We start from the raw sequence: 26,804 nt of genomic DNA on the forward strand, positions 1-26,804 counted from the left end.
CGTCACGACGACCGCCGCCGTCCGCGCAGCAGCAGGAAGATCAGGTACGGGCCGCCGATCGCGGCGGTCAGCACACCGGCGGGCAGTTGGGTGGGTGCGATCAGTCGCCGCCCGGCCAGGTCGGCCAGCACCAGCAGCAGCGCGCCGAGCAGCGCCGCGCAGACCAGCGGCGGCCGTTCGGCCCGCACCAGCCGACGGGCCAGCTGGGGGGCGACCAACGCCACGAAGTCGACGGCGCCGACCTGGGCGGTGACCATCGCGGCGACGAGCACGCCGGTGCCGGCGAGGCCGATCCGGCGGGCCACCGGGCGCAACCCGACGCCGCGGGCGGTGTCGTCGTCCAGGGCGGTGCTGTTCAGCGCCCAGCCGGCCCAGGCCAGCACCGGCAGCAGCACCAGCAGGGTGCCGGCGATCCAGGCGGCCTCGGTCCAGCCCTTTCCGGCCAGGGTGCCGATCAGCCAGATCTGCGCGCGCAGCCCGTCGATCGGGTCGGCGGTGAGCATGACCACCTCGGTCAGTGCCCGGAAGGCGAAGGCGACCGCCACCCCGGCGAGCACGAACCGCTGCGCGGCCAGCCCGTGCCGGGCACCGAGGGCGAACAGCAGCACCGCCGCGAGCAGCCCGCCCACCAGCGCGGTGGGTGCCACCAGGACGGCGGCCATTCCGCTGGTCAGCGCCACGGTGGCGGCGAGGCCGGCACCCTGGGTGATGCCGATGACGTCCGGGCTGGCGAGGGGGTTGCGGGCCACGCTCTGGATCAGGGTGCCGGCCACGCCGAACGCGGCGCCGGCCACCGCGGCGAGCACGACCCGCGGCAGTCGCAGATCAAAGACAACCAGGTCGTACGGGGTGCCGGCACCGGAGAGGGCGCGCAGCACGTCGGCCGGGGCGACGTACGGGGTGCCCAGCGAGAGGCTGAGCACGACGGCCAGCAGGAGCAGCACGGTCAGCACGGCGGCCACCAGCACCGCGCGGCGGCGGATCAGCAGGCTGACCGGGCCGAGGCGCAGCAGCGACCGTCCGGGCAGCCGCGCGCTCTCGCCGTCGGACGTCGTGGCGGGTGTGGTGGCCAGGGAGCCGGAGGGGCGGTGGGTGGTGGTCACGCGGTCACCACCCGGGCGCGGCGGACCAGCACGGCCAGCAGCGGCGCACCGATCAGCGCGGTGACGATCCCGGCCGGTATCTCGCCGGGCGGGGCGACGAGCCGGCCGACGATGTCGGCGCCGAGCAGCAGCGCCGGCCCGAGCAGGGCGGAGACGGCGAGGGTCCAGCGGTGGTCCGCGCCGACCAGGGCGCGGGCGAGGTGCGGCACGGCCAACCCGACGAAGGCGACCGGCCCGGCCGCCGCGACCGCGGCCCCGGTCAGCAGCACCGCGGCGAGACCACCCCCGAGGCGAACCAGCCCGATCCGGTGGCCGAGGCCGCGGGCCACGTCGTCGCCGAGGGCCAGCGCGTCCAGACCTCGGGCCACCAGGGCGGCCAGCACCAGACCGACGAGGACGAAGGGCAGCACCTGCGCGGCGACCGACAGGTCCCGGCCGGCCAGCCCGCCGACCACCCAGAACCGGTACTCCTCGAACGTGCGGGCGTCGATGCTGAGCAGCGCGTACACCCCGGAGGCCAGGCTGGCGTCGAGCGCCGCGCCGACCAGCGCGAGGGTGACCGGGCTGGCGCCCTCGCGGGCCCGGGCGGCGATGGCGAAGACCAGCAGCCCGGCGATCAGCGCCCCGGCGATGCCGAACCAGACGTACCCGGCGAGCGTGCCGATGCCGAAGACGGAGATGGCAAGCACCACACCGAACGACGCGCCCGCGCTGATGCCGAGGATGCGGGGCTCGGCCAGAGGGTTGCGGGTGAGCGCCTGGAACAACACGCCGGCCACGGCGAGCGCGAGCCCGACGGCGAGACCGAGCGCGGTACGCGGCATCCGCAGCTCGCGGACGATGGTGCTGGCGTCACCGCCGTCCGGCGCGACAAGCGCGTGCCAGACCTGGTCGACGCCGAGTTGCCGGCTGCCGAGCGCGAAGCTGGCCAGCACGGCGAGCAACAGCGCCAGCACGGCCACGACGGTGACGGCCACCCGGCGGCCGGTACGCGTGCCGGACCGACTGCGGGCCGGGGTCGGCCGGGTGGCGAGGGTGGTCACGAGTCTCCTGCACGTTCGCGCTTAGGTTCGCCTTACCTTAGCCGACCTACTGAGGGTCGCCTAACTCGCATTCATCGATCTGGGGTGGGCTGACCAGGGCGGACGCCCGCGCGCGCGGGGTGGCGCGCCTAGGGTGGGGGCATGCGATTCGACCAGCACACGGTCGTGCTCCTGGTCCGACCGGCGGACGTCCCGGAGCTGCCGCTGGACGCCGTCGACCGGTTGCAGGACGCCCATCTGGCTCATCAGGCAGGGCTGGTGGAGCAGGGCCTCGTGCTCGCGGCCGGCCCGTTCCTGGGCGGCGACGACGAGCGGCTGCACGGCTTCGCCGTGCTCTCCATCGCCCCGGACGAGGCCCGCGAGCTGTACCGGAACGATCCGGCGGTACGGGCCGGGCGGCTGACCGTGCGGGTGATGAGCTGGATGGTGCCGGAGGGCAACGTGCGCTTCGAGAGCGTCCCGATGCCCCGGTCGATGCTGGAGGCGGCGACCGGCGACTGACGTCAGCCGGGCAGATCCCCGATCGGGACCACCCGCAGGGCGTCCATCTCGCCGACGATCACCCGCAGTGACGGGAAGTGGTCCCGCAGCACCTGCCGGCACGAGTCACACGGCGGGATGGCCTCGCGGCCCCGGTCGGCCACCGTGACGATCGTCTCGAGCGCGGTCACGCCCTGCGTCGCGGCCGTGCCGATCACGACCAGTTCCGCGCAGGAGCCGCCGGAGACGTGGTTCACGTTCACGCCGGTGAAGACCCGCCCGTCGGCGGTCCGGGCGGCCGACGCGACGGTGTGGCTCTGGCTGCGACAACGCAGTTTGGCAACCGCCGTGGCGGCCTGCACCAACGCCCGGTCGGTGTCCCGCAGCTCCATCCCGGCCCCCAGCGCTCGACGTCGACCGCCAACTCTAGGTCCCGTGCGTGGCCGTCCGAGGACCGGCCGCGCGGTAACCCGGGGGCGGTACGCCGCCGCGCTGCCTATCCTTGGGCACGACATGCAGAATCCAACCGCCTCCGCCGCGACCGACTCGACTCGCGAGCTGCACCGCCGCCTCGATCCCCTGATGTTCCGCGACCAGCGCCGGCTCCAGCGGCGACTGGACGGCGCCCGCAGGCTGCGCGACCCGCAGCGCAGGGAGGCGGCGCTTACCGAGATCACCGCCGACCTGGTCCGGGCCGAGCAGCGGATTGCCACCCGCCGTGCGGCGGTGCCCGTGATCACGTACCCGGCGGGGTTGCCGGTCAGTGAGCGCAAGGACGACATCGCCGCCGCCATCCGTGATCACCAGGTGGTGATCGTGGCGGGCGAGACCGGCTCCGGCAAGACGACCCAGCTCCCCAAGATCTGCCTGGAACTGGGGCGCGGCGTGCACGGCCTGATCGGGCACACCCAGCCCCGCCGGCTGGCCGCCCGGACGGTGGCCGACCGGATCGCCGACGAGCTGGGCACCGAGCTGGGTGACGTGGTCGGCTACAAGGTGCGTTTCTCCGACCAGGTCAGCGAGCGCAGCCTGGTGAAACTGATGACCGACGGCATCCTGCTGGCCGAGCTGCAGACCGACCGGATGCTCCGTCAGTACGACACGTTGATCATCGACGAGGCGCACGAGCGCAGCCTCAACATCGACTTCATCCTCGGGTACCTGCGGGAGCTGCTGCCCCGGCGACCCGACCTCAAGGTGATCATCACCTCGGCGACCATCGAGACCGGCCGGTTCGCCCGGCACTTCGCCGGGCCGCCGACGGCCGACGAGCCGGAGGGCGTACCGGCGCCGGTGGTCGAGGTCTCGGGCCGCACCTACCCGGTGGAGGTGCGCTACCGGCCACTCGTCGAGCTCGCCGACGGCGAGGAGGACAGTGACGGCGACGAGGAGACGGTCCGCGACCAGATCCAGGCCATCGGCGACGCCGTCGAGGAGCTGGCCGCCGAGGGCCCTGGTGACATCCTGGTCTTCCTCAGCGGCGAACGGGAGATCCGCGACACCGCCGACGCGCTGGGCAAGCTCGTCCAGAAGAAGCGGTCGCTGCTCGGCACCGAGATCCTGCCGCTGTACGCGCGGCTCTCCTCAGCCGAGCAGCACCGGGTCTTCGCCGCGCACAGCTCACGCCGGGTGGTGCTCGCCACCAACGTCGCGGAGACCTCACTGACCGTGCCCGGCATCAAGTACGTGGTGGACCCGGGCACCGCGCGGATCTCCCGCTACTCCAGCCGGCTGAAGGTGCAGCGGCTGCCGATCGAGCCGATCTCCCAGGCGTCGGCCAACCAGCGCAAGGGCCGCTGCGGTCGCACCTCGGACGGCATCTGCATCCGCCTCTACGACGAGCAGGACTTCCTGTCCCGCCCCGAGTTCACCGACCCGGAGATCCTGCGCACCAACCTGGCGTCGGTCATCCTCCAGATGACCGCGATCGGGCTCGGCGACCTCGCCGCGTTCCCCTTCATCGACCCACCGGACAAGCGCAACATCGCCGACGGCGTCAACCTGCTGCACGAGTTGGGCGCGTTGGACCCGGCCGAGGCCGACCCGGCGAAGCGGCTGACCGCGCTGGGCCGGCGGCTGGCCCAACTGCCGGTCGACCCGCGCCTGGCCCGGATGGTGGTCGAGGGCGAGCGCAACGGGTGCGCCACCGAGGTGCTGGTGATCGCCGCCGCGCTCTCGATCCAGGACCCGCGCGAGCGGCCGGCGGAGAAGCAGGCCCAGGCCGACCAGGCACACGCCCGGTTCGCCGACAAGGAGTCGGACTTCGTCGCCTTCCTCAACCTGTGGCGCTACCTGCGCGAGCAGCAGCGGGAGCTGTCCTCCAGCGCGTTCCGCCGGATGTGCAAGGCGGAGTACCTGAACTACCTGCGGATCCGCGAGTGGCAGGACATCGTCAGCCAACTGCGCCAGGTGCTGCGTACCCCGCAGGAGGGCGACCGGCGCGGCGGGCGGCCGGCACGCGACACCTCCGACGGCGCGGACGCCGGCCGGGGTGAGAGCCGCCGCGGCGGCGCTGATCTGCCGGAGGAGATCGACACCCCGAAGGTGCACCAGTCGCTGCTTCCCGGCCTGCTGTCGCACGTCGGCCTGAAGGACGCCCAGAAGCACGAGTACCTGGGCGCGCGGGGCGCGAAGTTCGGGCTCTTCCCCGGCTCGGCGTTGTTCAAGAAGCCGCCGCGCTGGGTGATGGCCGCCGAGTTGGTGGAGACCTCCCGGCTCTGGGGCCGGATCGCCGGCCGGGTCGAACCGGAGTGGGTCGAACCGCTCGCGCAGCACCTGGTCAAGCGCAGCTACAGCGAGCCGCACTGGGAGAAGAAGCAGGCCGCGGTGATGGCCTACGAGAAGATCACCCTGTACGGCGTCCCGCTGGTCACCTCCCGCAAGGTCAACTTCGGGCGGATCGACCCGACGCTGAGCCGGGAGCTGTTCATCCGGCACGCGCTGGTGGAGGGCGACTGGCAGACCCACCACCAGTTCTGGGCGGACAACAAACGGCTGCTCGCCGACATCGAGGAGCTGGAGAGCCGGGCCCGACGCCGCGACATCCTGGTCGACGACGAGACCATCTTCGGCTTCTACGACCAGCGGATCCCCGCCGACGTGCTGTCCGGGCGGCACTTCGACTCCTGGTGGAAGAAGACCCGCCGCGACCAGCCCGATCTGCTCACCTTCACCCGCGACCTGCTGGTCAACGACGGCCGGCCGGGGGTGGACGAGGGCGACTACCCGGACGAGTGGCAGGCCGACGGGGTGAGCCTCCCGCTGACCTACCGCTTCGAGCCGGGTACGCCGACCGACGGTGTCACCGTCGACATCCCGCTGCCGCTGCTCAACCAGGTGCCGTCGGAGAGCTTCGACTGGCAGGTGCCGGGGCTGCGCGAGGAGACGGTGATCGCCCTGATCCGCTCGCTGCCGAAGGCGATACGCCGCAACTTCGTCCCGGTGCCGGACTACGCCCGGGCCGCCCTGGCGGCGATCACTCCCGGCGAGGAGTCGCTGCTGGACGCGCTCACCCGGCAGCTGCGCCGGATGACCGGTGTGACCGTGCCCCGGGACGCCTGGGAGCCGGGCAAGCTGCCGGCGCACCTGCGGGTGACCTTCCGGGTGCTCGGCGACGACGAGAAGCCGGTCGCCGAGGGCAAGGACCTACCGGCCCTGCAACGCCAGCTCCGCCAGGAGGTACGCCAGGTGGTGGCGGCCGCCGCGCCGGAGGTGGCCCGTACCGGTCTGCGGGAGTGGAGCATCGGCACGCTGCCGCGGACCATCGAGCAGGTCCGCGCCGGTTACGCGGTGACCGCGTACCCGGCGCTGGTCGACGAGGGCGCGACGGTCGGGGTGAAGGTGTTCGACTCCCCCGCCGAGGCGGAGGCGGCGCACTGGGCCGGCACCCGCCGGCTGCTGCGGCTCACCGTGCCGTCCCCGGCGCGGTTCCTCCAGGGCCGGCTGAACAACGAGGCGAAGCTGGCGCTGAGCCGCAACCCGCACGGTGGTGTGCAGGAGCTGATCGAGGACGCGGCGGGCGCGGCCATCGATCGGCTGATCGACGCGGCGGGCGGACCGGCGTGGGACGCCGACGGTTTCGCGGCGCTGCGCGAGAGGGTCCGCGCCGACCTGGTCGACACCGTGGTCGAGGTGATGGACCGGGTACGCAAGGTCCTCGCCGCCGCGTACGCCGTGGAGCAGCGGCTCGGCGCCACCCGCAACCTCGCCGTGGTGGCCGCGCTGGCCGACATCCGCAACCAGCTCGCCGGGCTGGTGCACGCCGGTTTCATCACCGAGACCGGGTACGCGCGGCTGCCCGACCTGCTGCGCTACCTCACCGCCATCGAGCGCCGGCTGGACCGGCTGGGGGGCAACCCGCAGCGCGACCGCCAGCAGCAGGACCGGGTCGCGGTGGTGCAGAAGGAGTACGCCGACCTGCTCGCCGCACTGCCACCGGCACGCCGCCAGGAGACCGCGGTCCGGCAGATCCGCTGGATGATCGAGGAGTTGCGGGTGAACGTCTTCGCCCAGGCGCTGGGCACCCCGTATCCCGTCTCCGAGCAGCGGATCTACCGTGCGATGGACGACGTCGAGGGTCGCTGAGCCGGCCCGGCCGCGAGGGCGGCCGGGCCTCGTCGTGGAGTCGGTCAGGACAGCGGCTCGACGCCCGGCGGCAGCTCGCCTCGGTCGATCGCCGACTGGATGTAGTCGAGCAGGATCCGCCGAAGCTCCCGACCGGCGTGGGTGGGCACGATGTCGCGGCGGCGGGCCACCGCGATGGTCCGCCGCACCCCGGGCGGGGCCAGCGGGGTGATTCGCACCCCCGGCCGGCGGGCCAGCACGATGCCCGGCACCAACGCGATGCCGAGCCCTGCCTCGACGAAGCTGAGCACGGCGTCCATCTCGCCTCCGTCCACCGCGAAGGTCGGTTCGAAGCCGGCCTCCCGACACGCCTGGATGGTGGCGTCGCGCAGGTCGTACCCCTCCCGGAACATCACCATCGGCTGGTCGCGCAGGTCGGTGATGTGCAGCTCCCCGGTCACCGACGCGGTCGGCACCTCGCCCACCGAGGCCACCACCAGGCTCTCCCGCAGGATCGGGTCGACGCGCAGCCCGGGGTCGGCTCCCTGGGCCGGCATGATGATCAGGGCCAGGTCGAGGTCACCGCGGAGCAGGTCGCGCACCAGGTCCTGCGACCCGCCCTCCTCGACGCGGAGGTCGATGGTGGGGTGCGCGTCGCGGAACCGGCGCAGCACCGGCGGGGCAAGTGAGGTGGCCAGACTCGGGGTGGCCCCGAGCCGGACCCGGCCCCGGCGCAGCCCGACCAACTCCTGGACCTCGCGGGTCGCGGTCTCCACGTCGGCGAGGATCCGGGTCGCCAGCGGCAACAGCACCTCACCCGCCGCGGTGAGCGCGATGTTGCCCCTTACCCGCTCGAACAGCGGTGCGCCGAGGTCGGCCTCCAGAGCGTGAATTTGCTTACTGAGAGAAGGCTGAGTGATGCCGACGATGTCGGCGGCTTGGGTGAAATGTCGTACTTCGGCCACCGCAACGAAGTACCGGAGCTGATGGAGCTGCATCTACATAGCCTACGGCTATCAACACTACGAGTTTGATGCATTGGACGACTGATCAAAGTCCTCCTAGCGTCGGTCGTGTGGTAATCACGAAAACTCGGTCGCCCATCCGCTCGAACGTCGGCCTCAAGGCCGTCATGGCGGTGACGGGCATCCTGCTGGCGCTGTTCCTGATCTTGCACATGCTCGGGAACCTGAAGGTGTTCACGGGGGAGACCTCGTTCGACCACTACGCGCACTGGCTGCGCGACATCGGCAAGCCGCTGCTGCCCGGCGTCTGGTTCCTGTGGATCCTGCGCACCGTGCTGGTGGTGGCGGTCGTGGCCCACATCGTGGCCGCCACCGTGCTGGCCATGCGTGCCCGCGCCGCCCGGCCCGTCAAGTACGCCCACCGCAAGAAGGTCAACGGCAGCTACGCGGCCCGCACGATGCGCTGGGGTGGAGTGATCATCCTGCTCTTCGTGATCTACCACCTCCTGGACCTGACCACCGGCACGCTGAACCCGGTCGGCGACGCCAGCAAGCCGTACGGCAACGTCGTCGCCGACTTCGCGCCGGAGCGCTGGTACGTCACGCTCTTCTACACGCTCGCCATCGTCGCGGTGGGCTTCCACCTGCGCCACGGCGCGTTCAGCGCGTTCCGCAGCCTCGGCCAGCAGACACCGCGCGGCGAGCGCAGGGCGCGCACCGCGGCGCTGATCTTCGCCGTGCTGCTCTGCGCCGGGTACCTGGTGGTCCCGTTCGCCGTACTCACCGGATTGGTGTCCTGACATGGAACTCTTCACCGAGGGCGACCCGATCGCCGACACCAAGGCTCCCGCCGGCCCGATCGAGAAGCGCTGGGACACCCGGCGCTTCGAGGCCAAGCTGGTCAACCCGGCCAACCGACGCAAGATGACGGTGATCGTGGTCGGCACCGGCCTGGCCGGCGGCTCGGCCGCGGCGACCCTGGCCGAGCAGGGCTACCACGTCAAGTCCTACTGCTACCAGGACAGCCCGCGCCGGGCGCACTCCATCGCGGCACAGGGCGGCATCAACGCGGCGAAGAACTACCGCAACGACGGCGACTCCGTGCACCGGCTGTTCTACGACACCGTCAAGGGCGGCGACTTCCGCTCCCGGGAGTCGAACGTGCACCGGCTCGCCGAGGTCTCGGTCAACATCATCGACCAGTGCGTCGCCCAGGGCGTACCGTTCGCCCGCGAGTACGGCGGCCTGCTGGACACCCGCTCCTTCGGTGGCGCCCAGGTGCAGCGCACCTTCTACGCCCGGGGCCAGACGGGCCAGCAGCTGCTGCTCGGCGCGTACCAGGCGCTGGAGCGGCAGATCGGCCTGGGCAACGTGGAGATGAACGCCCGCCACGAGATGCTGGAGCTGGTCCTCGTGGACGGCAAGGCCCGGGGCATCGTCGTCCGGGACCTGGTCACCGGCGAGATCAGCACCGAGATGGCCGATGCCGTGGTGCTCGCCTCCGGCGGCTACGGCAACGTCTTCTACCTCTCCACCAACGCCAAGGGCTGCAACGTCACCGCCACCTGGCGGGCGCACCGCAAGGGCGCGTACTTCGCCAACCCGTGCTACACCCAGATCCACCCGACCTGCATCCCGGTCTCCGGCGACCACCAGTCGAAGCTGACCCTGATGAGCGAGTCGCTGCGCAACGACGGCCGGGTCTGGGTGCCGAAGACCAAGGACGACGACCGCAGCCCGAAGGACATCCCCGAGGACGAGCGGGACTACTACCTGGAGAGGATCTACCCCTCCTTCGGCAACCTGGTCCCCCGCGACATCGCGTCCCGCGCCGCGAAGAACGTCTGCGACGAGGGCCGGGGCGTCGGGCCGACCAAGCTCGGCGTCTACCTCGACTTCGCCGACGCGATCAACCGGCTGGGCCGCAAGGCCATCGAGGCCAAGTACGGCAACCTCTTCGAGATGTACGAGCGGATCACCGGCGAGGACCCGTACGAGGTGCCGATGCGGATCTACCCCGCCGTGCACTACACGATGGGTGGCCTGTGGGTCGACTACGACCTCCAGTCGAGCATCCCCGGCCTGTTCGTGATCGGCGAGGCGAACTTCTCCGACCACGGCGCCAACCGGCTCGGTGCCTCGGCGCTGATGCAGGGCCTCGCCGACGGCTACTTCGTGCTGCCCACCACCATCGCCAACTACCTGGCCTCGGGTCCGTTGGAGAAGGTCGACGCCAGCCACCCGGCGGCGGTCGAGGCGCGCACCGACGTGGAGGACCGCGTCCGCCGGCTACTCGCGGTCAACGGCGACCGGACCGTGGACTCGTTCCACCGGGAGCTGGGCCAGATCATGTGGGAACACTGCGGCATGGAGCGCAGCGAGGCCGGGCTGCGCAAGGCGATCGACGAGATCCGCGCCCTGCGCGAGGCGTTCTGGCAGCGGGTCAAGGTGTCCGGCACCGGCGAGGAGCTCAACCAGTCGCTGGAGAAGGCCGGCCGGGTCGCCGACTTCTTCGAACTGGCCGAGCTGATGTGCATCGACGCCCTGCACCGCGAGGAGTCCTGCGGCGGCCACTTCCGGGCCGAGCACCAGACCCCCGACGGTGAGGCGCAGCGCGACGACGACCGGTTCGCGTACGTGGCGGCCTGGGAGTTCACCGCCGACGGCGAGCCCTCGGTGCTGCACAAGGAAGACCTGAAGTTCGAATACGTCCACCCCACGCAGCGGAGCTACAAGTGAACCTGACCCTGCGCATCTGGCGCCAGAAGGGCCCTGAGGACAAGGGTCGGATGGTGACCTACCCGGTCGACGACGTGTCCCCGGACATGTCGTTCCTGGAGATGCTCGACGTGCTCAACGAGCGGCTGATCCTCGCTGGCGAGGACCCGGTGGCGTTCGACCACGACTGCCGTGAGGGCATCTGCGGCATGTGCGGCCTGATGATCAACGGTGACGCGCACGGGCCGCAGCGCGGCACCACGGCGTGCCAGCTGCACATGCGGCAGTTCACCGACGGCGAGACGATCGACATCGAGCCGTGGCGGGCCAGCGCCTTCCCGGTCGTCAAGGACCTGGTGGTCAACCGGAGCGCCTTCGACAAGATCATCGCCGCCGGTGGTTACGTCACCGCGCCGACCGGCAGCGCACCCGAGGCGCACTCCACCCCGGTGGCCAAGGCCAACGCGGACGCCGCCTTCGAGTCGGCCGCCTGCATCGGCTGCGGCGCGTGCGTGGCGGCCTGCCCGAACGGCTCCGGCATGCTCTTCACCGCCGCCAAGCTCACCCAGCTCTCGCTGCTGCCGCAGGGCCAGCCCGAGCGGTACACCCGGGTGATCGGCATGGTCGACGCGCACGACGAGGCCGGCTTCGGCGGCTGCACCAACGCGGGTGAGTGCACCCCGGCCTGCCCGAAGGGCATCCCGCTGAACACCATCGGCCGGCTCAACCGCGACTACCTCACCGCCACCGCGAAGGGCGCCGGCAACACCCCCGGCTCCTGACGTCCACCGGCACCACGCCAGACCGCCGTATCCCTTCCTGGGTACGGCGGTCTGGCGTTCGGCGTTTGGCGGTCGGCGGTCGGCGGTCGGCGGTCGGCGGTCTGGCGTTCGGCCGGGCGGTTGCGGTCCGAGCCGGCACCCAGATGAGTGCGTCTGATCGTGACAGTCGGAAGTGCTGGACAGCGGCGGCGCAACCTCGAAGCGGGTGACGCCGCCGCTGCACCTCACACGGTCGCCTGTGCGGCCGGCTGCGCGGTGGTCACTGGGTCGGTGGCCGGGCGTCGCCGGCGCAGGCTGCTTGCGAGACACAGCAGCATGCCGAGCGTCAGCCACGTGGCGAGGACGATGATCGAATGGGTGGCGCCGCGGCCGTCGAAGAAGGCGGTGGATCGCAGCAGCCAGCCTCCCGCGCCGGGCGGTAGCAGTTGGCCGAGCGTGCCGGACCAGCCGGGCAGCATCTCGGGCGCGGTCGCGGTGCCCGACAAGGGATTGCCGATGAGCATCATCGTGGCCGCGCCCAGGCCGAGCCCGGCGTATCCGAGCAGGGACTCCAGCCCGAGGATGCTCAGGGAGGTGGCCGCGACGGTCAGGGCGACCGCGCCGGTGTTCGCCCAGTAGGAGCCGGTCAGGGAGCCGAGCCAGAACTGCAGAATCGCCGACACGGCCAGGCCGCCGGTGACGGCGAAGGCGAGCGCTCCGATGACCCGACGGGTGGTACCAAGGACGAGTCTGGTCAGCAGAAGTGCGGCGAGCAGACCGCCCATGACGAGGGGCAGCCCTCCGGCGGCCAGCCCGGCGCCACGCGGGTCGTCGGCCGGCAGCGGGACGAGGTCACGGACGGCGGCCTCCGTGCCGGCGCCCTGGGACTGCGGCTGGCTGAGCGCGGTGGCGATGCCGTTGAGGGTCTGGGCGACGGCCGCGCTGGCGGCGGTGGCGAGGATGACCTGTGGGGCGCCGGAGCTGACGTCGATCGCCCCGTACACGTCGCGGTCGCGGATGAGCTGGTCGGCGGCGGCGGTGTCGGCGACCTCGGTGATCTCGAAGGCGTCGGGAAGGCGCTCGTCGAGGACGGCGCTGATCTGTCTGACCGCAGGTGCCGGCCCGGCGACGGCGATCGGCACGTCGTGCACCGACGAACGTATCGAGGGCCAGGCGAAGGCCGTCAGCAGCACGCTGACGGCCACCGTGAGCAGGGCGACGGCCCGGGCCACCGCCGTCCAGGGCGACGGCGATGCGTCGGTTGCCGGCTGGGCCTGAACGGCCATGTTGCCTCCTCCGGATCGGGCGGTGTTCATCGCAGGGTGAGCGGGGTTGCGGACTCGACGCGGGTGAGCTTTTCCGGATTGCGGACGTAGTAGAGGCCGGTGATGCCGCCGTCCTCGACACGGACGGCGAGGACGCCGTCGAGCTGGCCGTCCAGGCGCAGCACGAGTGATGGGTTGCCGTTGACCACGGTGGGCTCGGCGGTGAGGATGCTGTCCACCTTGGCGATGCCGGTGACGAACATGCGGGCCACCTTGTCGGCGCCGATGACCGGCCGCAACGCGGCCTGTTTGATACCGCCGCCATCGGCCACCAGGACCACGTCTGGGGCGAGCACGTCGAGCAGGCCCCGCAGGTCCCCGGTTTCGATCGCGTGCCGCAACGAGTCCAGTGCCGCCCGGGTCAGGCTCGCCGGGACCACCTGGCGCGGGCGGCGGGCGTCGACGTGCTGGCGGGCGCGGTATGCGATCTGGCGGACCGCCGAGGGGCTCTTGTCGAGGGCTGCCGCGATCTCGTCGTAACTGACGTCGAAGACTTCACGTAGGACGAACACGGCGCGTTCGGTCGGCGCCAACGTTTCGAGGACGAGCATGAGCGCCATCGACATGTTCTCCGCGAGCTCGACGTCGTCGGCCACGTCCGGTGCGGTGAGCAGCGGCTCCGGCAGCCAGGAGCCGACGTACGCCTCCTTGCGACGCTGCATGGTACGCAGCCGGTTGAGCGCCTGCCGGGTGGTGATCCGGACCAGGTAGGCCCGCTGGTCGTTCACCCGCGCCAGGTCCACTTTGACCCAGCGCAGCCAGGTCTCCTGAAGGACGTCTTCGGCGTCGGCCGCCGATCCGAGCATCTCGTAGGCGACGGTGAACAGCAGGTTCCGGTGGGCCACGAAGGTGTCGGTGGCAGGGTCGGCTGGTGGCGTATTCACTGCGAGACCTTCCATTTCCTGGTCGGTTCAGCGGGCGGCGAGCGCCTGGAGCCGCTGACGACGGGTGTCGTCGCGGAACTTCCAGGTGTAGGAGCCAGGCTTGCGCGCCTCATGCGCCAGGTGCTCGATCAGGCCGGGGAAACTGCTGCTCTTGATCTTCGCGCCGAGGAGGCCGCCGACAGCGAAACCTTTGGCAACGTCGTTCTTCGAGGCGATCTGTACGGTGGCGGCGCCGTGGCCCAGGCTGACGCACTGCCCGAAGAAGCCGATGGCGATGGTCGTGGGTTGTCCGCCCGCGATCCGAGCGAGCACGGTGTCGGCCGCATGCGCGCCGAGTGGATTGGCCGACTGGCAGCTCATCCGTAGCGGCATGTCCGACGGTGCGGCCGAGTCCCCAGCGGCGACGATGCGGTCGTCGTCGATGCTGGTCAGCGTCTCGTCGGTCAGGAGGCGTCCGGCCGCGTCGGTCGTGAGCCCGCTGCGGGCAGCCAGGTCGGGGACACTGAACCCGGCCGTCCAGATGGTCACCGTGCTGGCCAACTCGCGGCCGTCCCCCAGCAGGACGGCGTCGCGGCTCACCGCGGTGACCTTCGCACCAGGACCGTCGATGACGGTCACCCCGAGCTTGGCCAGGCGCTTGGCGAACGTGCGGCGAATCCGCGGGTGCAGGTACGGGTGGAGCACTCTGCCACACACGAGCGTCACGGTGCGGCCCTCGGCCGCCAACTCGGCGGCGACCTCGATGCCTGTCGCGCCCGCTCCGACCACCGTCACCACGTCCGTCGTCGGTGTGGCGTCGAGCACCGCCCGCAGCCGCTGTGCCTCCTCCAGGCTGGCCATGTTGTGGGCGTACTCGGATGCTCCGGGCACACTCGGGACGGCGCTGCCGCTGCCCACCGCGTAGATGAGGTAGTCGTAGCCCACCATGCTCCCGTTCGCCAGCGAAACGGTGCGCTCGGCCGCGTCGATCCGGGTCGCGGTGTCGACCACCAGCCGGACGCGGTCGGCCAGGACCTCGCCGTAGCCGACGACCGCGTCGCCGGTTCCGCCGACGAACTGGTGCAGGCGAATGCGGTGAACGAAGTTCGGCCGCGGGTTGACCAACGTAACGGTCACGTTGTCGCGCTGGGTGAGGCGGTTGGCCGCCATGACGCCGGCATATCCGCCGCCGACCACGACCACGTTGACGTTCTCCCTCATGGTGTCTCCCTCGTTCGCGGTGTTCGGCCACAAGACACCGCCTGGGGGGTTGGCGTAACAGCGCGTGAGCCCGGTCACTCACCCGGCTCAGGCCGGAGTTCGGCAAGCAGCGGGCCGGGTCGTCAAGGCTGTGGTAGGCGAGATCGACGACCAGCGCGGCTGTCACGGTGACGAGGAAAGACGGCCGGCCGGTGAGCTTGCGGGAGGCCGGCTCATCCCCTTCCGCGCCTCGGCGTCCGTCAGCCCATGGCAGCGCAGGTTCCGTCCCAGGACCTCGTCACCACTGGGTGATGAGCGGCGTGCCCGGTTCGTGCCGCCGCCAGGCTTCGGTGAGGCGGACGAGGCGGGTGGGGGCGGCGATGCCCCGCACAGTTGCGATCTTGCCGTTGGTGATGTCGAGCGTCACGGCGCCGACGACCTGGTCGCCGAGCACGAAGAGGATGGCGGGGGCGCGGTTGACGAGCGCGTAGTGGACGGCGGGCGTACCGCCGGCAAGTCGCCGCTTCGCGGGTGTGGGTTTGAAGCCGGCCCGTACGACGGCGGCGATGCGCTGCGGAGTGTCGTACCGCAGCAGCGTCTCGGTCAGGCCGGCGCCGTCGGAGATCGCGGTCGCGTCGTCGGTCAGCAGCGCCACCAGCCGTTCGGTGCGGCCCGAGGAGGCAGCGGCGAGGAACTCCACGACGATCCTGCGGGCGGATGCGGGGTCGACTTCGCCGCCGCGGCGCGCGGCGGTGATGCGGCGCCGGGCCCGGTGCAGGTGCTGCTGGCTTGCGGACTCGGTGATGTCGAGGATCTCGGCGACCTCGGCGTGGCTGTAGGAGAACGCCTCGCGCAGGACGTAGACGGCCCGCTCAACGGGTGACAGGCGCTCCATGAGCGTCAGCACGGCCAGGGAGACCGATTCGCGCTGCTCGAACGTGTCGGCCGGGCCGAGCATCGGGTCACCGTCGAGGAGCGGTTCGGGCAGCCAGGCGCCGACGGTGCGTTCGCGGCGGACCTGGGCCGAGCGGAGCCGGTCGAGGCACAGGTTGGTGACGACCTTGGTCAGCCATGCCTCCGGCACCATGATCCGCTGCCGGTCGGCGGCCTGCCAGTGCAGGAACGCATCCTGCACGGCGTCTTCGGCGTCGGCGGCGGAGCCCAGCAGCCGGTACGCCAGCGAGACCAGCCGGTTGCGGCTGGCCTCGAACCGGCTGGCGTCGAAGCGATCATTGGCGATGCTGTCCACGCGGACCAACCTAGGCGACTACGCGATCGCCTGTCCGGCGGGACGCATCCGGCACCGCGGCCAGGCGGTGCCTGCGCTTGGGCAGGCCGAAGGTCGGGTGCGAAACGGCCCACAGCGAGGTCTTGAGGATGCCCGCCTTGATCCGTGCGGCCTTCCGGCCGCCCACATACTTCGGCTTTGCCTGCGCTTCGTCGTCGACCATCTGCAGGATCCCGTCCCGCCGCCCGAGGCTGATGTGGTTGCCCGGGTAGCCCAGCTTGGTGTTCGCAATCTTGCGGCCGGTCAGGCGTCCCACGATCGCCTCGATCGCCTGCATGCCGGTGTAGCCGGCCGAAGCGCAGGACATCGGCAGCGGCTGGCCGTTGTCACCGATGGCGTAGGCGCTGTCGCCGGCGGCGTAGACGTTCGGGTGCGAGACCGACCGCATGGTGCGGTCGACGACGATCTGACCGTTCCCGGTGACCTCCAGCCCGCTGGCGGCGGCGATGGGGCTGACCGCGAACCCGGCCGTCCACACGGTCGCGTCTGACGCCAGGACGGTGCCGTCGGCGCACAGCACCCGCGTCGCTTCGACAGCTTCGACGCTGGTGTGCTCCAGGACGGTGATGCCCAGCCGGTCGCAGGCCTGGCGCAGGTGGCTGCGGGCTCCGGCGGAGAGCCGGGCACCCAGTTCGCCGCGGGCGACCAGCGCCACCGACAGGCCGGGCCGGGATTCGGCGATCTCGGTGGCGGTCTCGATGCCGGTCAACCCGTCGCCGACGACCAGCACCCTCCCGCATTCGCTGCGCCTGCCCAGGCTGTCCAGGCGCTCGCGCAGGCGCAGCGCCGAGGGCCGGGCGGCGATGTCGAAGGCGTGCTCGGCCACTCCGGGGACGCCAGAGTCGTTGCCGTGGCTGCCGAGCGCGTAGACAAGCGTGTCGTAGCCGAGCTCGCCGCCACCATCGGCGTCGGCCACGGCGACGACCTGGCGCTCGGGGTCTACGGCGCTGACACGGGCCAGGCGCAGCCGTATCCCCGTGCCCCCGAAGACGTCGGCGAGCTTCGGAGCCACGATCTTCTGGCCGGCGGCGAGCTGGTGCAGCCGCAGCCGCTCGACGAAGTCCGGCTCAGCGTTGACCACGGTGATCTCGGTGTCCACCGGGGACAGCCGGCGGGCCAGGTTCCCGGCCACGTGGGACCCGGCATAGCCGGCGCCGAGAACGACGATGCGGTGCTTCATGTGTTGCTCCTGTCCTTTGGTGTGCTCTCGTGAGTTGAGCGGGACAGCGCCCCGATTGCTGACGGGGATCGCATGTGGCATGGGTCATAGAGCGGCGGGAGCGGCGTCCAAGGATGCGCGCGACGCCGAGGCGGCGCAGATGCAGCCCAGCCCAATGCATGATCCACTCGGGTTCCGTGAAGTCGGCCTGTCACCGCGCCTCGGATACCGCGACGTCAGGAAACGCGAGTTGACCAACTCAACCTCGCCGCGGCGAACTCGCACCAACACGACACAAGGGGGCAAGGCGGGCACATCGGCGCGCGGTCCACGGGGCGCCGGGCTCACCGGCCGGCGCAGGAAGCGCACGGGCAGCGACCACCCGCCGGCCGCAGCTCACGGGCCAGCCAGGAGCAGTACGGGCGGCGGCCACCCATGGGCAGGGGGCGACGGTTCCCGGCGTAGGGACCAAGCCTGACCGCCCGAAGCCGGGGACGGTCGCCCCCTGCCCCGACCGCGACCACCCGACCGGCCCGAGACGGTCCTGGAGCGCAGCCGGTTCAAGTGTCCGCGCCCGGGTAGCAGTCTCCGGAGACGGCGGCGAGAGGAGACGAGGGACATGAAGGCCTTGACCTGGCAGGGCAAACGGGACGTACGGGTCGAGGAGGTGCCGGACCCTCGGATCGAGGAGCCGACCGACGCGATCGTGAAGATCACATCGACCGCGATCTGCGGCTCGGACCTGCACCTGTACGAGGTGCTCGGGCCGTACCTGAAGCCCGGTGACATCCTGGGCCACGAGCCGATGGGCATCGTCGAGGAGGTCGGTCCGGAGGTGACCGGGCTCAAGCCGGGCGACCGGGTGGTGGTGCCGTTCAACATCGCCTGTGGCAGCTGCTGGATGTGCCAGCGCCAGCTCTACGCGCAGTGCGAGACCACCCAGGTCAGCAGCGAGGGCAAGGGCGCGGCCCTGTTCGGCTACACCTCGCTCTACGGCTCGGTGCCCGGCGGGCAGGCGGAGTACCTGCGGGTCCCGCAGGCCCAGTTCGGCCCGATCGTCGTCCCGCAGACCGGCGCGGACGAGCGCTACCTGTACCTCTCCGACATCCTGCCCACCGCCTGGCAGGCGGTGGCGTACGCCGACACACCCCCCGGCGGCACCCTGGCGGTGTTCGGGCTGGGCCCGGTCGGGCAGTTCTGCGCCCGGATCGGCAGCCACCTCGGCGCCGGGCGGGTGATCGGGTTGGACCTGGTGCCCGAGCGTCTGGAGTTGGCCCGCCGGCACGGCATCGAGGTGCTCGACGTCCGCGAACTGTCCGACGTGCCGGGCGCGCTGATCGACCTGGTCGACGGACGCGGCCCGGACGCGGTGATCGACGCGGTCGGGATGGAGGCGCACGGTTCGCCGGTGGGCAGGCTGGCCCACGCCGCCGTTGGGCTGCTGCCGGACAAGCTGGCCCAGACGATGACCGACCGGGTGGGCATGGACCGACTCTCCGTCCTGCACGCCGCGGTGAAGGCGGTCCGCCGCGGTGGCACCGTGTCGATCTCCGGCGTGTACGGCGGCGAGGCGGACCCGATGCCGCTGATGGAGATGTTCGACCGGGGCGTTCAGCTGCGGATGGGGCAGTGCCACGTACGCCGGTGGACCGACGAGATCCTGCCGCTGCTCGCCCGCGACGACGACCCGTTGGGCGTGGAGGACCTGCGCACCCACCGGCTGCCACTGGCCCGGGGGCCGCAGGCGTACGAGATGTTCCAGAAGAAGGAGGACGGCTGCATCAAGGTCGTGCTCGAACCGTGAGCCGGGTGGTGGTGATCGTGGGGGCGAGCAGCGGGATCGGCCGGGCGACGGCCCGGGCGTTCGCCGAGCGCGGCGACCGACTCGTGCTCGCCGCCCGCGCCACCAGCACCCTGGCCGAGGTACGCGCGGAGTGCGCTGAGGTCGACGTGTTGACCGTGCCGACCGACGTCACCGAACCGGACGCGTTGGAAGCGCTCGCGGACGCGGCGATCGACCGTTTCGGCGGCATCGATGTGTGGGTGCACACGGCGGCGGTGATGGCCTACGGACGCTTCGACGAGTTACCCGGTCGGGTCTTCGACCAGGTGGTACGGACCGACCTGCTCGGCGCCGCCAGCTCGGTGCGGGTGGCCCTGCGGCACTTCCGGGCCGTCGGGGCGGGCACGATCGTCCTCACCGGTTCGGTGCTCGGGCACATCACCGCGCCGTACATGAGCGCGTACGTGGCCAGCAAGTGGGGGTTGCAGGGTCTGGTCCGGACGGTGCAGCAGGAGTTGCGCGACAGCCCGGAGATCCGGCTGTGCCTGGTCAACCCGGGCAGCGTGGACACGCCCGTGTACCAGCAGGCGGCCAACTATCTGGGTCGGATCGGGCGCCCTCCGCCGCCGATCGCCGGCCCGCAGCGGGTGGCACGGGCCATCGTGAACTGTGTGGACAATCCACGTCGGGAAGTTTCCGTGGGCCGGCTCAATGTGGTGCTGCGGGCCGGCTTCACCGTGCTGCCGGGCGTCTACGACGTCCTCGTCGGGCCGTTGATGCGGCTGGCCGGCCTGAGTGGACGGTCAGTGGCCGCGATCGACGGCAGCGTCTTCGCCCCGAACCCGGCCGGCGAGTCGGTACGGGGCGGCCACCTGCCCGACCTGCGGCAACTCGTGTCCGGGCCGGCCGGCGCGATCGGCGCCGCACTGCGCCGACGGCTCGGCTGACCTGTTCCGGACTGTTCGGAACTGTTCGGAGGCATCGTGCATCGATCAACTCGCCTAAGGTGGTGGGCCAGCAAGCGCTCTGGCGCTCCACTATGGGGGAGACGATCGACCATGCGACTGAACCGCAGAACCGCACTCGGGTTGGGCACGATGGCTACCGCCGGCACGGTGCTGGGCGCCGCGTCCCCGGCGAGCGCCGCGGAGGGCGCCGAGGCCGCACCGACCACCCCCGCCCGGGCGGCCCGCCGGGTCGCCGCCAGCTTCACCCGGTACAGCACCGAGGCCGGCGGCAACTGGCAGGCCTACGTCAGCGTGGCCGACCCGGCCGGCCCGCCGGTCGTCGCGGTGGCGGCCGACGCGGACCGGCGGATCGAGGCGTACAGCGTCAACAAGATCGCGGTCGCCACGGCGGTGCTGGACAAGGTCGACCGGGGGCTGCTCGCCCTGGACCAGCGGGTCGAGGTGACCGCGGCGATCGTCGTGCCGGGCGGTGACGGCATGTTCAGCCTGGACGGCGCGTACCCGAGCACGGTGACCCTCGGGCACGTGCTCGCCAACCTGCTGACCGTCTCGGATGACACGGCGGTGCGGCTGTGCGGGCTGGTCTGCCCGGCCGCCGAGATCAACGACATCCTGGTCGCCAAGGGTTTCCCGAACACCCAGGTCCAGCCGGTGGCCAACCCGAACCGCTTCTTCCTCGGCACGAGCACTCCCCGGGAGACGCACGACCTGTTGCGCGCCCTGGTCGGCGGCACCCTGCTCTCCCCCGCCTCGACGGCGTACCTGCTGGGCGTGCTGCGCTCCCCGATCGCCTTCACCGACGGCATCCGGCGCACGATGTCCTCCGACGCGCGGGCCCGGATCGGAACCAAGGCCGGCTGGTACGCCGACGCCCGCCACGAGGCCGGCGTGATCTTCGACCGCTCCGGCGCGGCGGTGCTCACCTACGCGCTCTTCGCCGACGGGCAGGCCAACCCGGACGACTTCGGTGCCACCCACCCGGCGGTTCAGGCCCGCGCCGCCATGGGCCCCCGGTTCCTGGCCGCGGTGGACCGGATCTCCGGCGCGGGCACGGCGTACCGGATGACCGCCCGGCGCCCCAGCAACGGCGGCTGAGCCCGGTCCCGGGTCGGTCGCCGCTGCCGGTGACCGACCCGGCGTGGCGACCGCCGGGGCACGGGTCGGCCCGGGTGACTACCGTGTAGGGCGGACACGTCGGAAGGACGGCAATGGGACGAGCGCAGAGCACGGATGTCGAACGGTCGCTCGGACGGCGGATGCGGGGCGCGGCCGGGCTCGCCGCGCTGGCCGGCCTGGCCTGGGTCGCCCGGGATGTGCCGGCGGCGCTCGGTGGCCGGCTCAGCGGGGCCCGGGCCGAACGGGCCGCCCGCTCGCCCCAGTTCCGCGACGGCACCTTCCACAACCGGGCCGGCACCCGCACGATGGTCGCCGAGCCGGGCCGCAACCTGCTCCGCGAGCTGATCTTCGGTAAGCAGAAGAGGCGCCCGACCGCGTCCGTGCCGCTGCTGCGGCCCAGCGCATCCGTGCTGCCAGGGCGCGCCGGCGCGCCGGAGGCCGCCGACACCACCGACGAGCTGAACATCGTCTGGTACGGCCACGCCTCGACGCTGATCGAGATCGAGGGCCGGCGGGTGCTGCTCGACCCGGTGTGGAGCGAGCGGTGCTCCCCCTCCGGGCTGGTCGGGCCGCGCCGGCTGCACGAGCCGCCGGTACGCCTGGACGAGCTGCCCCCGCTGGACGCCATCCTGATCTCGCACGACCACTACGACCACCTGGACATGGCCACCGTGCGCGGGCTGCTCGCGGGGCAGTCCGCGCCGTTCCTGGTGCCGCTCGGCGTGGGCGCGCACCTGGACCGCTGGGGCGTTCCCGCCGAGCGGATCATCGAGCTGGACTGGTCCGAGTCGCACCAGGTCGCCGGGCTGGAGATCACCGCCACCGCCGCCCAGCACTTCTCCGGCCGAGGGCTGCGCCGCGACGGTACGCTCTGGAGCTCGTGGGTGGTGGCCGGGGCCCGCCGTAAGGTCTTCTACACCGGCGACTCCGGTTACTTTGACGGGTACGCGGAGATCGGCGCCGAGCACGGGCCGTTCGACGTGACGCTGATGCAGATCGGCGCGTACGACCGGGCCTGGCCGAGCATCCACATGTTCCCCGAGGAGGCGGTCAACGCCCACCTCGACCTGCGCGGCGGGCTGTTCGTCCCGGTGCACTGGGCGACGTTCAACCTGGCCCTGCACGACTGGTCCGAGCCGGTGAACCGGCTGTGGGTCGAGGCGAAGGCCCGCGACGTGCGGCTCGCCGTGCCCCGTCCCGGCGAGCGCGTGGTGGTCGACGACCCGCCCGCCGTCGACGGGTGGTGGCAGGCCGTCGCCTGAGGTCAGAGCACGAACGCGTCGGTCCAGAGCGCACCGGATCGGCCGGAGAGCGCGTCCAGCATGGCCACCGCCTGACCGTCGGTGAGCTGCGCGACGAAGTCCACGATGGCCCGTCCCCGGGCCCGACCGATCCGGTCCGGGGTACGCGGGTGCAGCTCCGCCTCGGCCAACTCGACCAGGTCGTGCAGCCGGCGGGGCAGCCGGGACTCCTCCTCCGGGTCGAGCAGCCACTCCCAGAGCGCCTCGACCAGGGTGCCCAACAGCCGGGCCTGGCCGCGCTGGTGCAGGGCGAGATCCGGCCGGGCCAGCACGAACCGGTGGTGGACGAACTTCAGCACCTGCACCTCGTGCCACTGCGCGCAGCCGAGGAGCACGTACCCGGAGCGCACCGACGGCTGGTCGGTCATCGTGATCGCCTCGACAAAACGGGTGGACCAGCGGGCGGAGAACCGCGCCACGTACTGCTCGGCCTCGATCGAGCCGTCGAACGGCATCGCCAGCAGGCCGTTGACCAGCTCCTCGCGGACGTGCTCGACGGCGGCGGCGAACGCGTCGTCGTCGGCGATCCAGACGTCCTTGCGGTGCAACTGCCGGCGCAGCCGCTCGATCGCCGCCCCGGGTCGCCGGGCCGCGGTGGCCAGCGCCGCGTCGGTGATCGCCCGGAAATGCCCGCTCTCGCGCTGCCAGGCCATCAGCTCGGCGGAGACCGACCCCTGCTGGAGCACACCGACCCGGTAGAAGTCCTCCACGTCGTGGATGGCGTACGCGATGTCGTCGGCGGTGTCCATCACGGACGCCTCCACGGTCTGCTGCCAATCCGGGATGCGGCCGGCGAACGGCTCCCGGGCCTGCCGCAGGTCGTCGAGCTCGGTCCGGTACGCGCCGAACTTCGACGAGCCGCTCTCCGGGTCGTCCGGCGGCGGGGTGGCTCCGCGCGGCGGCGGGTCCAGCAGGCGTGGGTGCGGGTCGGGGTGGTCCAACCGGGTCCACGGGTACTTCAGCATCGCCGCGCGGACGGCGGCGGTCAGGTCCAGTCCGGTGGTGGCGGCGCCGCGGATCTCGGTGCTGGTGACGATCCGGTACGACTGGGCGTTGCCCTCGAAGCCGTCGGAAAGGCCGAGGCGCTGGCGGGCCAGCCGGTCCAGCACCCGCTCCCCCAGGTGCCCGAACGGCGGGTGGCCGAGATCGTGGGCGAGCGCCGCCGCCTCCACCACGTCCGGGTCGCAGCCGCCGAGCTTGTCGAGCAGGTCGCGCCACCGCTCGTCACCTGTCAGCCGTTCGGCGATCGCCCGGGCCACCTGGGCGACCTTCAGGCTGTGGGTGAGCCGGTTGTGCACCAGCAGGCCGGAGCCGACCGGGCTGATCACCTGGGTGACGCCCCCGAGGCGGGCGAAGAACGGCGAGCCGACGATCCGGTCCCGGTCGGCGCGGAACGGGTTGGCCGCGAGGTCGCCGAGGGCCCGGGCGCTGCCGCCGAAGAGCCGCCGGGCGCGCGGCTCCGCAGCTGGTTCCATGATCGCCACGCTAGCGCAGGCGCGGCGGGAGCGCCGCCGGGTCGCCTCGGCCCAGCGAGACGGGTCAGCCCGGCCGGGCGCGGCGGATCAGCCCGGCGCGGCGCGGCGGCTCCGCCCGGCCGGGCGCGGCGACAACGCCGGGTACCGCCCGGCACAATGCAGGCGGTACCCACTTCCGAAGGCGGATCGAGATCGTGACCCAGTCTGTTCATCAGCGGATCGCCGACGAGCTCGGCGTGGCCGAGCGTCAGGTGCGGGCAGCCGTGGAGCTGCTCGACGGCGGCGCCACCGTGCCGTTCATCGCCCGTTACCGCAAGGAGGCCACCGGCCTGCTCGACGACGCCCAGCTGCGCACCCTGGAGGAGCGGCTGCGCTACCTGCGCGAGCTGGACGAGCGGCGGGCCGCGGTGCTGGAGTCGATCCGCGGCCAGGGCAAGTTGGACGAGGCCCTGGAAGCGCAGATCATGGCCGCCGACTCGAAGTCCCGGCTGGAGGACATCTACCTCCCGTACAAGCCGAAGCGGCGGACCCGGGCGCAGATCGCCCGCGAGGCCGGGTTGGCACCGCTGGCCGAGACGTTGCTGGCCGATCCCAGCCAGGACCCACGGGCCTCCGCCGCCGGGTTCGTCGATCCGGAGAAGGGCGTCGCCGACGCCGCCGCCGCGTTGGAGGGCGCGCGGGCGATCCTCATCGAGACGTTCGCGGAGGACGCCGACCTGATCGGCACGCTGCGCGAGCAGATGTGGTCGCGGGGGCGCCTGGTTTCGCGGGTACGCGAGGGTCAGGAGACCGCCGGCGCCAAGTTCGCCGACTACTTCGCCTTCTCCGAGCCGTACCCGAAGCTGCCCTCGCACCGGATCCTGGCGATGTTCCGGGGCGAGAAGGAGGGCGTGCTGGACCTGACGATGGAGCCGGAGGAGGCCGGCGAGGCGGACGCCGTACCGACCGGCCCGAGCCGGTACGAGGCGGTCATCGCCGGCCGGTTCGGGGTCTCCGACGCGGGTCGACCGGCCGACCGCTGGCTGGCCGACACGGTCCGCTGGGCGTGGCGTACCCGAATCCTCATCCACCTGGGCGCGGACCTGCGGATGCGGCTGTGGCAGGCGGCCGAGGAGGAGGCGGTGCGCGTCTTCGCCACCAACCTCCGTGACCTGCTGCTGGCCGCGCCGGCCGGCACCCGGCCCACGATGGGACTGGACCCGGGCCTACGGACCGGGGTGAAGGTGGCCGTGGTGGACGCCACCGGCAAGGTGGTCGCCACCGACACCATCTACCCGCACGAGCCGCGCCGGCAGTGGGACGCGTCGATCGAGACCCTCGCCCGGCTGGCCGGCGCGCACGGTGTCGAGCTGATCGCGATCGGCAACGGCACCGCCTCGCGGGAGACCGACAAGCTGGCCGGTGACCTGATCACGCGACACCCGCAGCTCAACCTGACCAAGGTGATGGTCTCCGAGGCCGGCGCGTCGGTCTACTCGGCCTCCGCGTACGCCTCGCAGGAGCTGCCCGGGATGGACGTCTCACTGCGCGGCGCGGTGTCCATCGCCCGCCGGCTCCAGGACCCGCTCGCCGAGCTGGTCAAGATCGACCCTCGGTCGATCGGAGTCGGCCAGTACCAGCACGACCTGTCCGAGGTGAAGCTGTCCCGGTCGCTGGACGCGGTCGTGGAGGACTGCGTCAACGCGGTCGGGGTGGACGTCAACACCGCCTCCGCGCCGCTGCTGACCCGGGTCTCCGGGATCGGTGCGGGGCTGGCCGAGAACATCGTGTTGCACCGGGACGCCAACGGGCCGTTCCGGTCGCGTACCGAGCTGAAGAAGGTGGCGCGGCTCGGCCCCAAGGCGTTCGAGCAGTGCGCCGGCTTCCTGCGCATCCCCGACGGCGACGACCCGCTGGACTCCTCCAGCGTGCACCCCGAGGCGTACCCGGTGGTGCGCCGCATCCTCGCCAGCACCGGGCAGGACCTGCGCTCGGTGATCGGTAAGAGCGGAATCCTGCGCGGGCTGCGGGCCACCGACTTCGTCGACGACCGGTTCGGCCTGCCCACCGTCACCGACATCCTCGTCGAGCTGGAGAAGCCGGGCCGCGATCCCCGCCCGGAGTTCCGCACTGCCACCTTCGTCGAGGGCGTGGAGAAGATCGGCGACCTGACACCGGGCATGGTGCTGGAGGGCGTGGTCACCAACGTGGCCGCGTTCGGCGCGTTCGTGGACGTCGGTGTGCACCAGGACGGTCTCGTGCACGTCTCGGCGATGTCCCGGACCTTCGTGAAGGACCCCCGCGAGGTGGTGAAGTCCGGTGACGTGGTCAAGGTCCGGGTGCTCGACGTGGACGTACCGCGTAAGCGCATCTCGCTGACCCTGCGGCTGGAGGACGAGCCGGGCGCCGACGCCGGCCGCGGCGGCCGGACCAACCAGGAGGGTCGCGGCGGCCCGGCGCAGGGCGGACGCGGCGGCCAGGGTGGTCCTGGCGGTCAGGGCGGTCGCGGCGGCCAGGGTGGTCCTGGCGGTCAGGGCGGTCGCGGCGGCCAAGGTGGTCGCGGCGGTCAGGGCGGACGCGGTGGCCAGCAGCGGCAGGGTGCGCCGGCACCAGCCAATGACGCGATGGCGGAGGCCCTGCGTCGCGCCGGGCTGGCCTGACCGTCATCTGGCGCGATGACGCGGCGGTCTCGTGCAGATCGTGGACAGTTTCCG

20 protein-coding genes are annotated in these 26,804 nt (G+C 72.0%); 10 read left to right on the forward strand and 10 right to left on the reverse strand.

Going from position 1 to position 26,804, the window contains the following annotated elements; translation table 11 throughout:
* Positions 1–2 precede the first annotated feature (2 nt).
* The gene (locus ACQEUX_RS14690) at positions 3–1,103 is read right to left on the reverse strand and encodes a FecCD family ABC transporter permease (protein ID WP_433047074.1); all 1,101 of its coding nucleotides are present in this window, start codon (positions 1,101–1,103) and stop codon (positions 3–5) included.
* Entirely contained in the window at positions 1,100–2,146 is a 1,047-nt protein-coding gene (locus ACQEUX_RS14695; RefSeq protein ID WP_433047077.1) for a FecCD family ABC transporter permease, read from the reverse strand. The genes ACQEUX_RS14690 and ACQEUX_RS14695 overlap by 4 nt, the downstream gene beginning before the upstream one ends.
* A 141-nt stretch (positions 2,147–2,287) precedes the next feature.
* Between ACQEUX_RS14695 and ACQEUX_RS14700 the strand changes: the two genes are divergently transcribed.
* Positions 2,288–2,647: a YciI family protein gene (locus ACQEUX_RS14700; protein ID WP_433047080.1), complete on the forward strand. Its 360-nt coding sequence runs from the start codon at positions 2,288–2,290 to the stop codon at positions 2,645–2,647.
* Positions 2,648–2,649: 2 nt separating this feature from the next.
* Here the strand turns inward: ACQEUX_RS14700 and ACQEUX_RS14705 are convergent, their stop codons facing one another.
* On the reverse strand, positions 2,650–3,018 hold the full coding sequence (locus tag ACQEUX_RS14705) for a cytidine deaminase family protein (RefSeq protein WP_433047083.1): 369 nt from the start codon (positions 3,016–3,018) through the stop codon (positions 2,650–2,652).
* Between the two features lie 121 nt (positions 3,019–3,139).
* Here ACQEUX_RS14705 and hrpA point away from each other — a divergent pair, with 121 nt between their 5' ends.
* Positions 3,140–7,210 carry an ATP-dependent RNA helicase HrpA gene (gene hrpA / locus ACQEUX_RS14710; RefSeq protein WP_433047086.1) on the forward strand — a complete coding sequence of 1,357 codons (4,071 nt, stop codon included), beginning with the start codon at positions 3,140–3,142 and terminating at the stop codon, positions 7,208–7,210.
* A 44-nt stretch (positions 7,211–7,254) separates the two neighbouring features.
* Here the strand turns inward: hrpA and ACQEUX_RS14715 are convergent, their stop codons facing one another.
* The gene (locus ACQEUX_RS14715; protein ID WP_433047089.1) at positions 7,255–8,187 is read right to left on the reverse strand and encodes a LysR family transcriptional regulator; all 933 of its coding nucleotides are present in this window, start codon (positions 8,185–8,187) and stop codon (positions 7,255–7,257) included.
* Between the two features lie 35 nt (positions 8,188–8,222).
* Here ACQEUX_RS14715 and ACQEUX_RS14720 point away from each other — a divergent pair, with 35 nt between their 5' ends.
* From ACQEUX_RS14720 to ACQEUX_RS14730, 3 genes are read left to right on the forward strand one after another with little or no spacing between them, the layout of a single operon-like run.
* On the forward strand, positions 8,223–8,954 hold the full coding sequence (locus tag ACQEUX_RS14720) for a succinate dehydrogenase cytochrome b subunit (protein WP_433047092.1): 732 nt from the start codon (positions 8,223–8,225) through the stop codon (positions 8,952–8,954).
* A gap of 1 nt (position 8,955) precedes the next feature.
* A complete protein-coding gene (locus tag ACQEUX_RS14725) occupies positions 8,956–10,893 on the forward strand; it encodes a fumarate reductase/succinate dehydrogenase flavoprotein subunit (RefSeq protein WP_433047095.1) in 1,938 nt (645 codons plus the stop codon).
* A complete protein-coding gene (locus tag ACQEUX_RS14730) occupies positions 10,890–11,654 on the forward strand; it encodes a succinate dehydrogenase/fumarate reductase iron-sulfur subunit (protein WP_433047098.1) in 765 nt (254 codons plus the stop codon). Before ACQEUX_RS14725 ends, ACQEUX_RS14730 begins: the two co-directional genes overlap by 4 nt.
* Positions 11,655–11,878: 224 nt before the next feature.
* On the opposite strand, the gene ACQEUX_RS14735 is transcribed toward ACQEUX_RS14730, so the two are convergent.
* From ACQEUX_RS14735 to ACQEUX_RS14755, 5 genes are all read right to left on the reverse strand, one after another.
* A complete protein-coding gene (locus ACQEUX_RS14735) occupies positions 11,879–12,919 on the reverse strand; it encodes a hypothetical protein (protein ID WP_433047101.1) in 1,041 nt (346 codons plus the stop codon).
* A gap of 26 nt (positions 12,920–12,945) precedes the next feature.
* Positions 12,946–13,842, reverse strand: a complete 897-nt coding sequence (locus ACQEUX_RS14740; protein WP_433047104.1) for an RNA polymerase sigma-70 factor — start codon at positions 13,840–13,842, stop codon at positions 12,946–12,948.
* Between the two features lie 27 nt (positions 13,843–13,869).
* A complete protein-coding gene (locus tag ACQEUX_RS14745; RefSeq protein ID WP_433047107.1) occupies positions 13,870–15,042 on the reverse strand; it encodes an NAD(P)/FAD-dependent oxidoreductase in 1,173 nt (390 codons plus the stop codon).
* Between the two features lie 277 nt (positions 15,043–15,319).
* Positions 15,320–16,270, reverse strand: a complete 951-nt coding sequence (locus tag ACQEUX_RS14750; protein ID WP_433047110.1) for a sigma-70 family RNA polymerase sigma factor — start codon at positions 16,268–16,270, stop codon at positions 15,320–15,322.
* A 10-nt stretch (positions 16,271–16,280) separates the two neighbouring features.
* Complete coding sequence (locus ACQEUX_RS14755) at positions 16,281–17,489, reverse strand: NAD(P)/FAD-dependent oxidoreductase (RefSeq protein WP_433047113.1); 1,209 nt, start codon at positions 17,487–17,489, stop codon at positions 16,281–16,283.
* A gap of 598 nt (positions 17,490–18,087) precedes the next feature.
* On the opposite strand from ACQEUX_RS14755, the gene ACQEUX_RS14760 reads away from it, so the two are divergent.
* From ACQEUX_RS14760 to ACQEUX_RS14775, 4 genes are all read left to right on the forward strand, one after another.
* Positions 18,088–19,272, forward strand: a complete 1,185-nt coding sequence (locus ACQEUX_RS14760; protein WP_433047116.1) for a zinc-dependent alcohol dehydrogenase — start codon at positions 18,088–18,090, stop codon at positions 19,270–19,272.
* A complete protein-coding gene (locus ACQEUX_RS14765) occupies positions 19,269–20,198 on the forward strand; it encodes an SDR family NAD(P)-dependent oxidoreductase (protein WP_433047119.1) in 930 nt (309 codons plus the stop codon). Before ACQEUX_RS14760 ends, ACQEUX_RS14765 begins: the two co-directional genes overlap by 4 nt.
* A 111-nt stretch (positions 20,199–20,309) precedes the next feature.
* Positions 20,310–21,314 (forward strand): serine hydrolase, encoded by a 1,005-nt coding sequence (locus ACQEUX_RS14770; protein WP_433047122.1) that lies wholly within the window; start codon positions 20,310–20,312, stop codon positions 21,312–21,314.
* 113 nt (positions 21,315–21,427) lie between these two features.
* Complete coding sequence (locus ACQEUX_RS14775) at positions 21,428–22,597, forward strand: MBL fold metallo-hydrolase (protein WP_433047125.1); 1,170 nt, start codon at positions 21,428–21,430, stop codon at positions 22,595–22,597.
* A 2-nt stretch (positions 22,598–22,599) separates the two neighbouring features.
* Here the strand turns inward: ACQEUX_RS14775 and ACQEUX_RS14780 are convergent, their stop codons facing one another.
* Positions 22,600–24,111, reverse strand: a complete 1,512-nt coding sequence (locus ACQEUX_RS14780; protein WP_433047128.1) for a deoxyguanosinetriphosphate triphosphohydrolase family protein — start codon at positions 24,109–24,111, stop codon at positions 22,600–22,602.
* A gap of 194 nt (positions 24,112–24,305) precedes the next feature.
* Here ACQEUX_RS14780 and ACQEUX_RS14785 point away from each other — a divergent pair, with 194 nt between their 5' ends.
* The gene (locus tag ACQEUX_RS14785) at positions 24,306–26,750 is read left to right on the forward strand and encodes a Tex family protein (RefSeq protein ID WP_433047131.1); all 2,445 of its coding nucleotides are present in this window, start codon (positions 24,306–24,308) and stop codon (positions 26,748–26,750) included.
* Positions 26,751–26,804 lie beyond the last annotated feature (54 nt).

Source organism: Micromonospora sp. CA-259024 (assembly GCF_050936255.1).
Taxonomy (GTDB): Bacteria; Actinomycetota; Actinomycetes; order Mycobacteriales; family Micromonosporaceae; genus Micromonospora.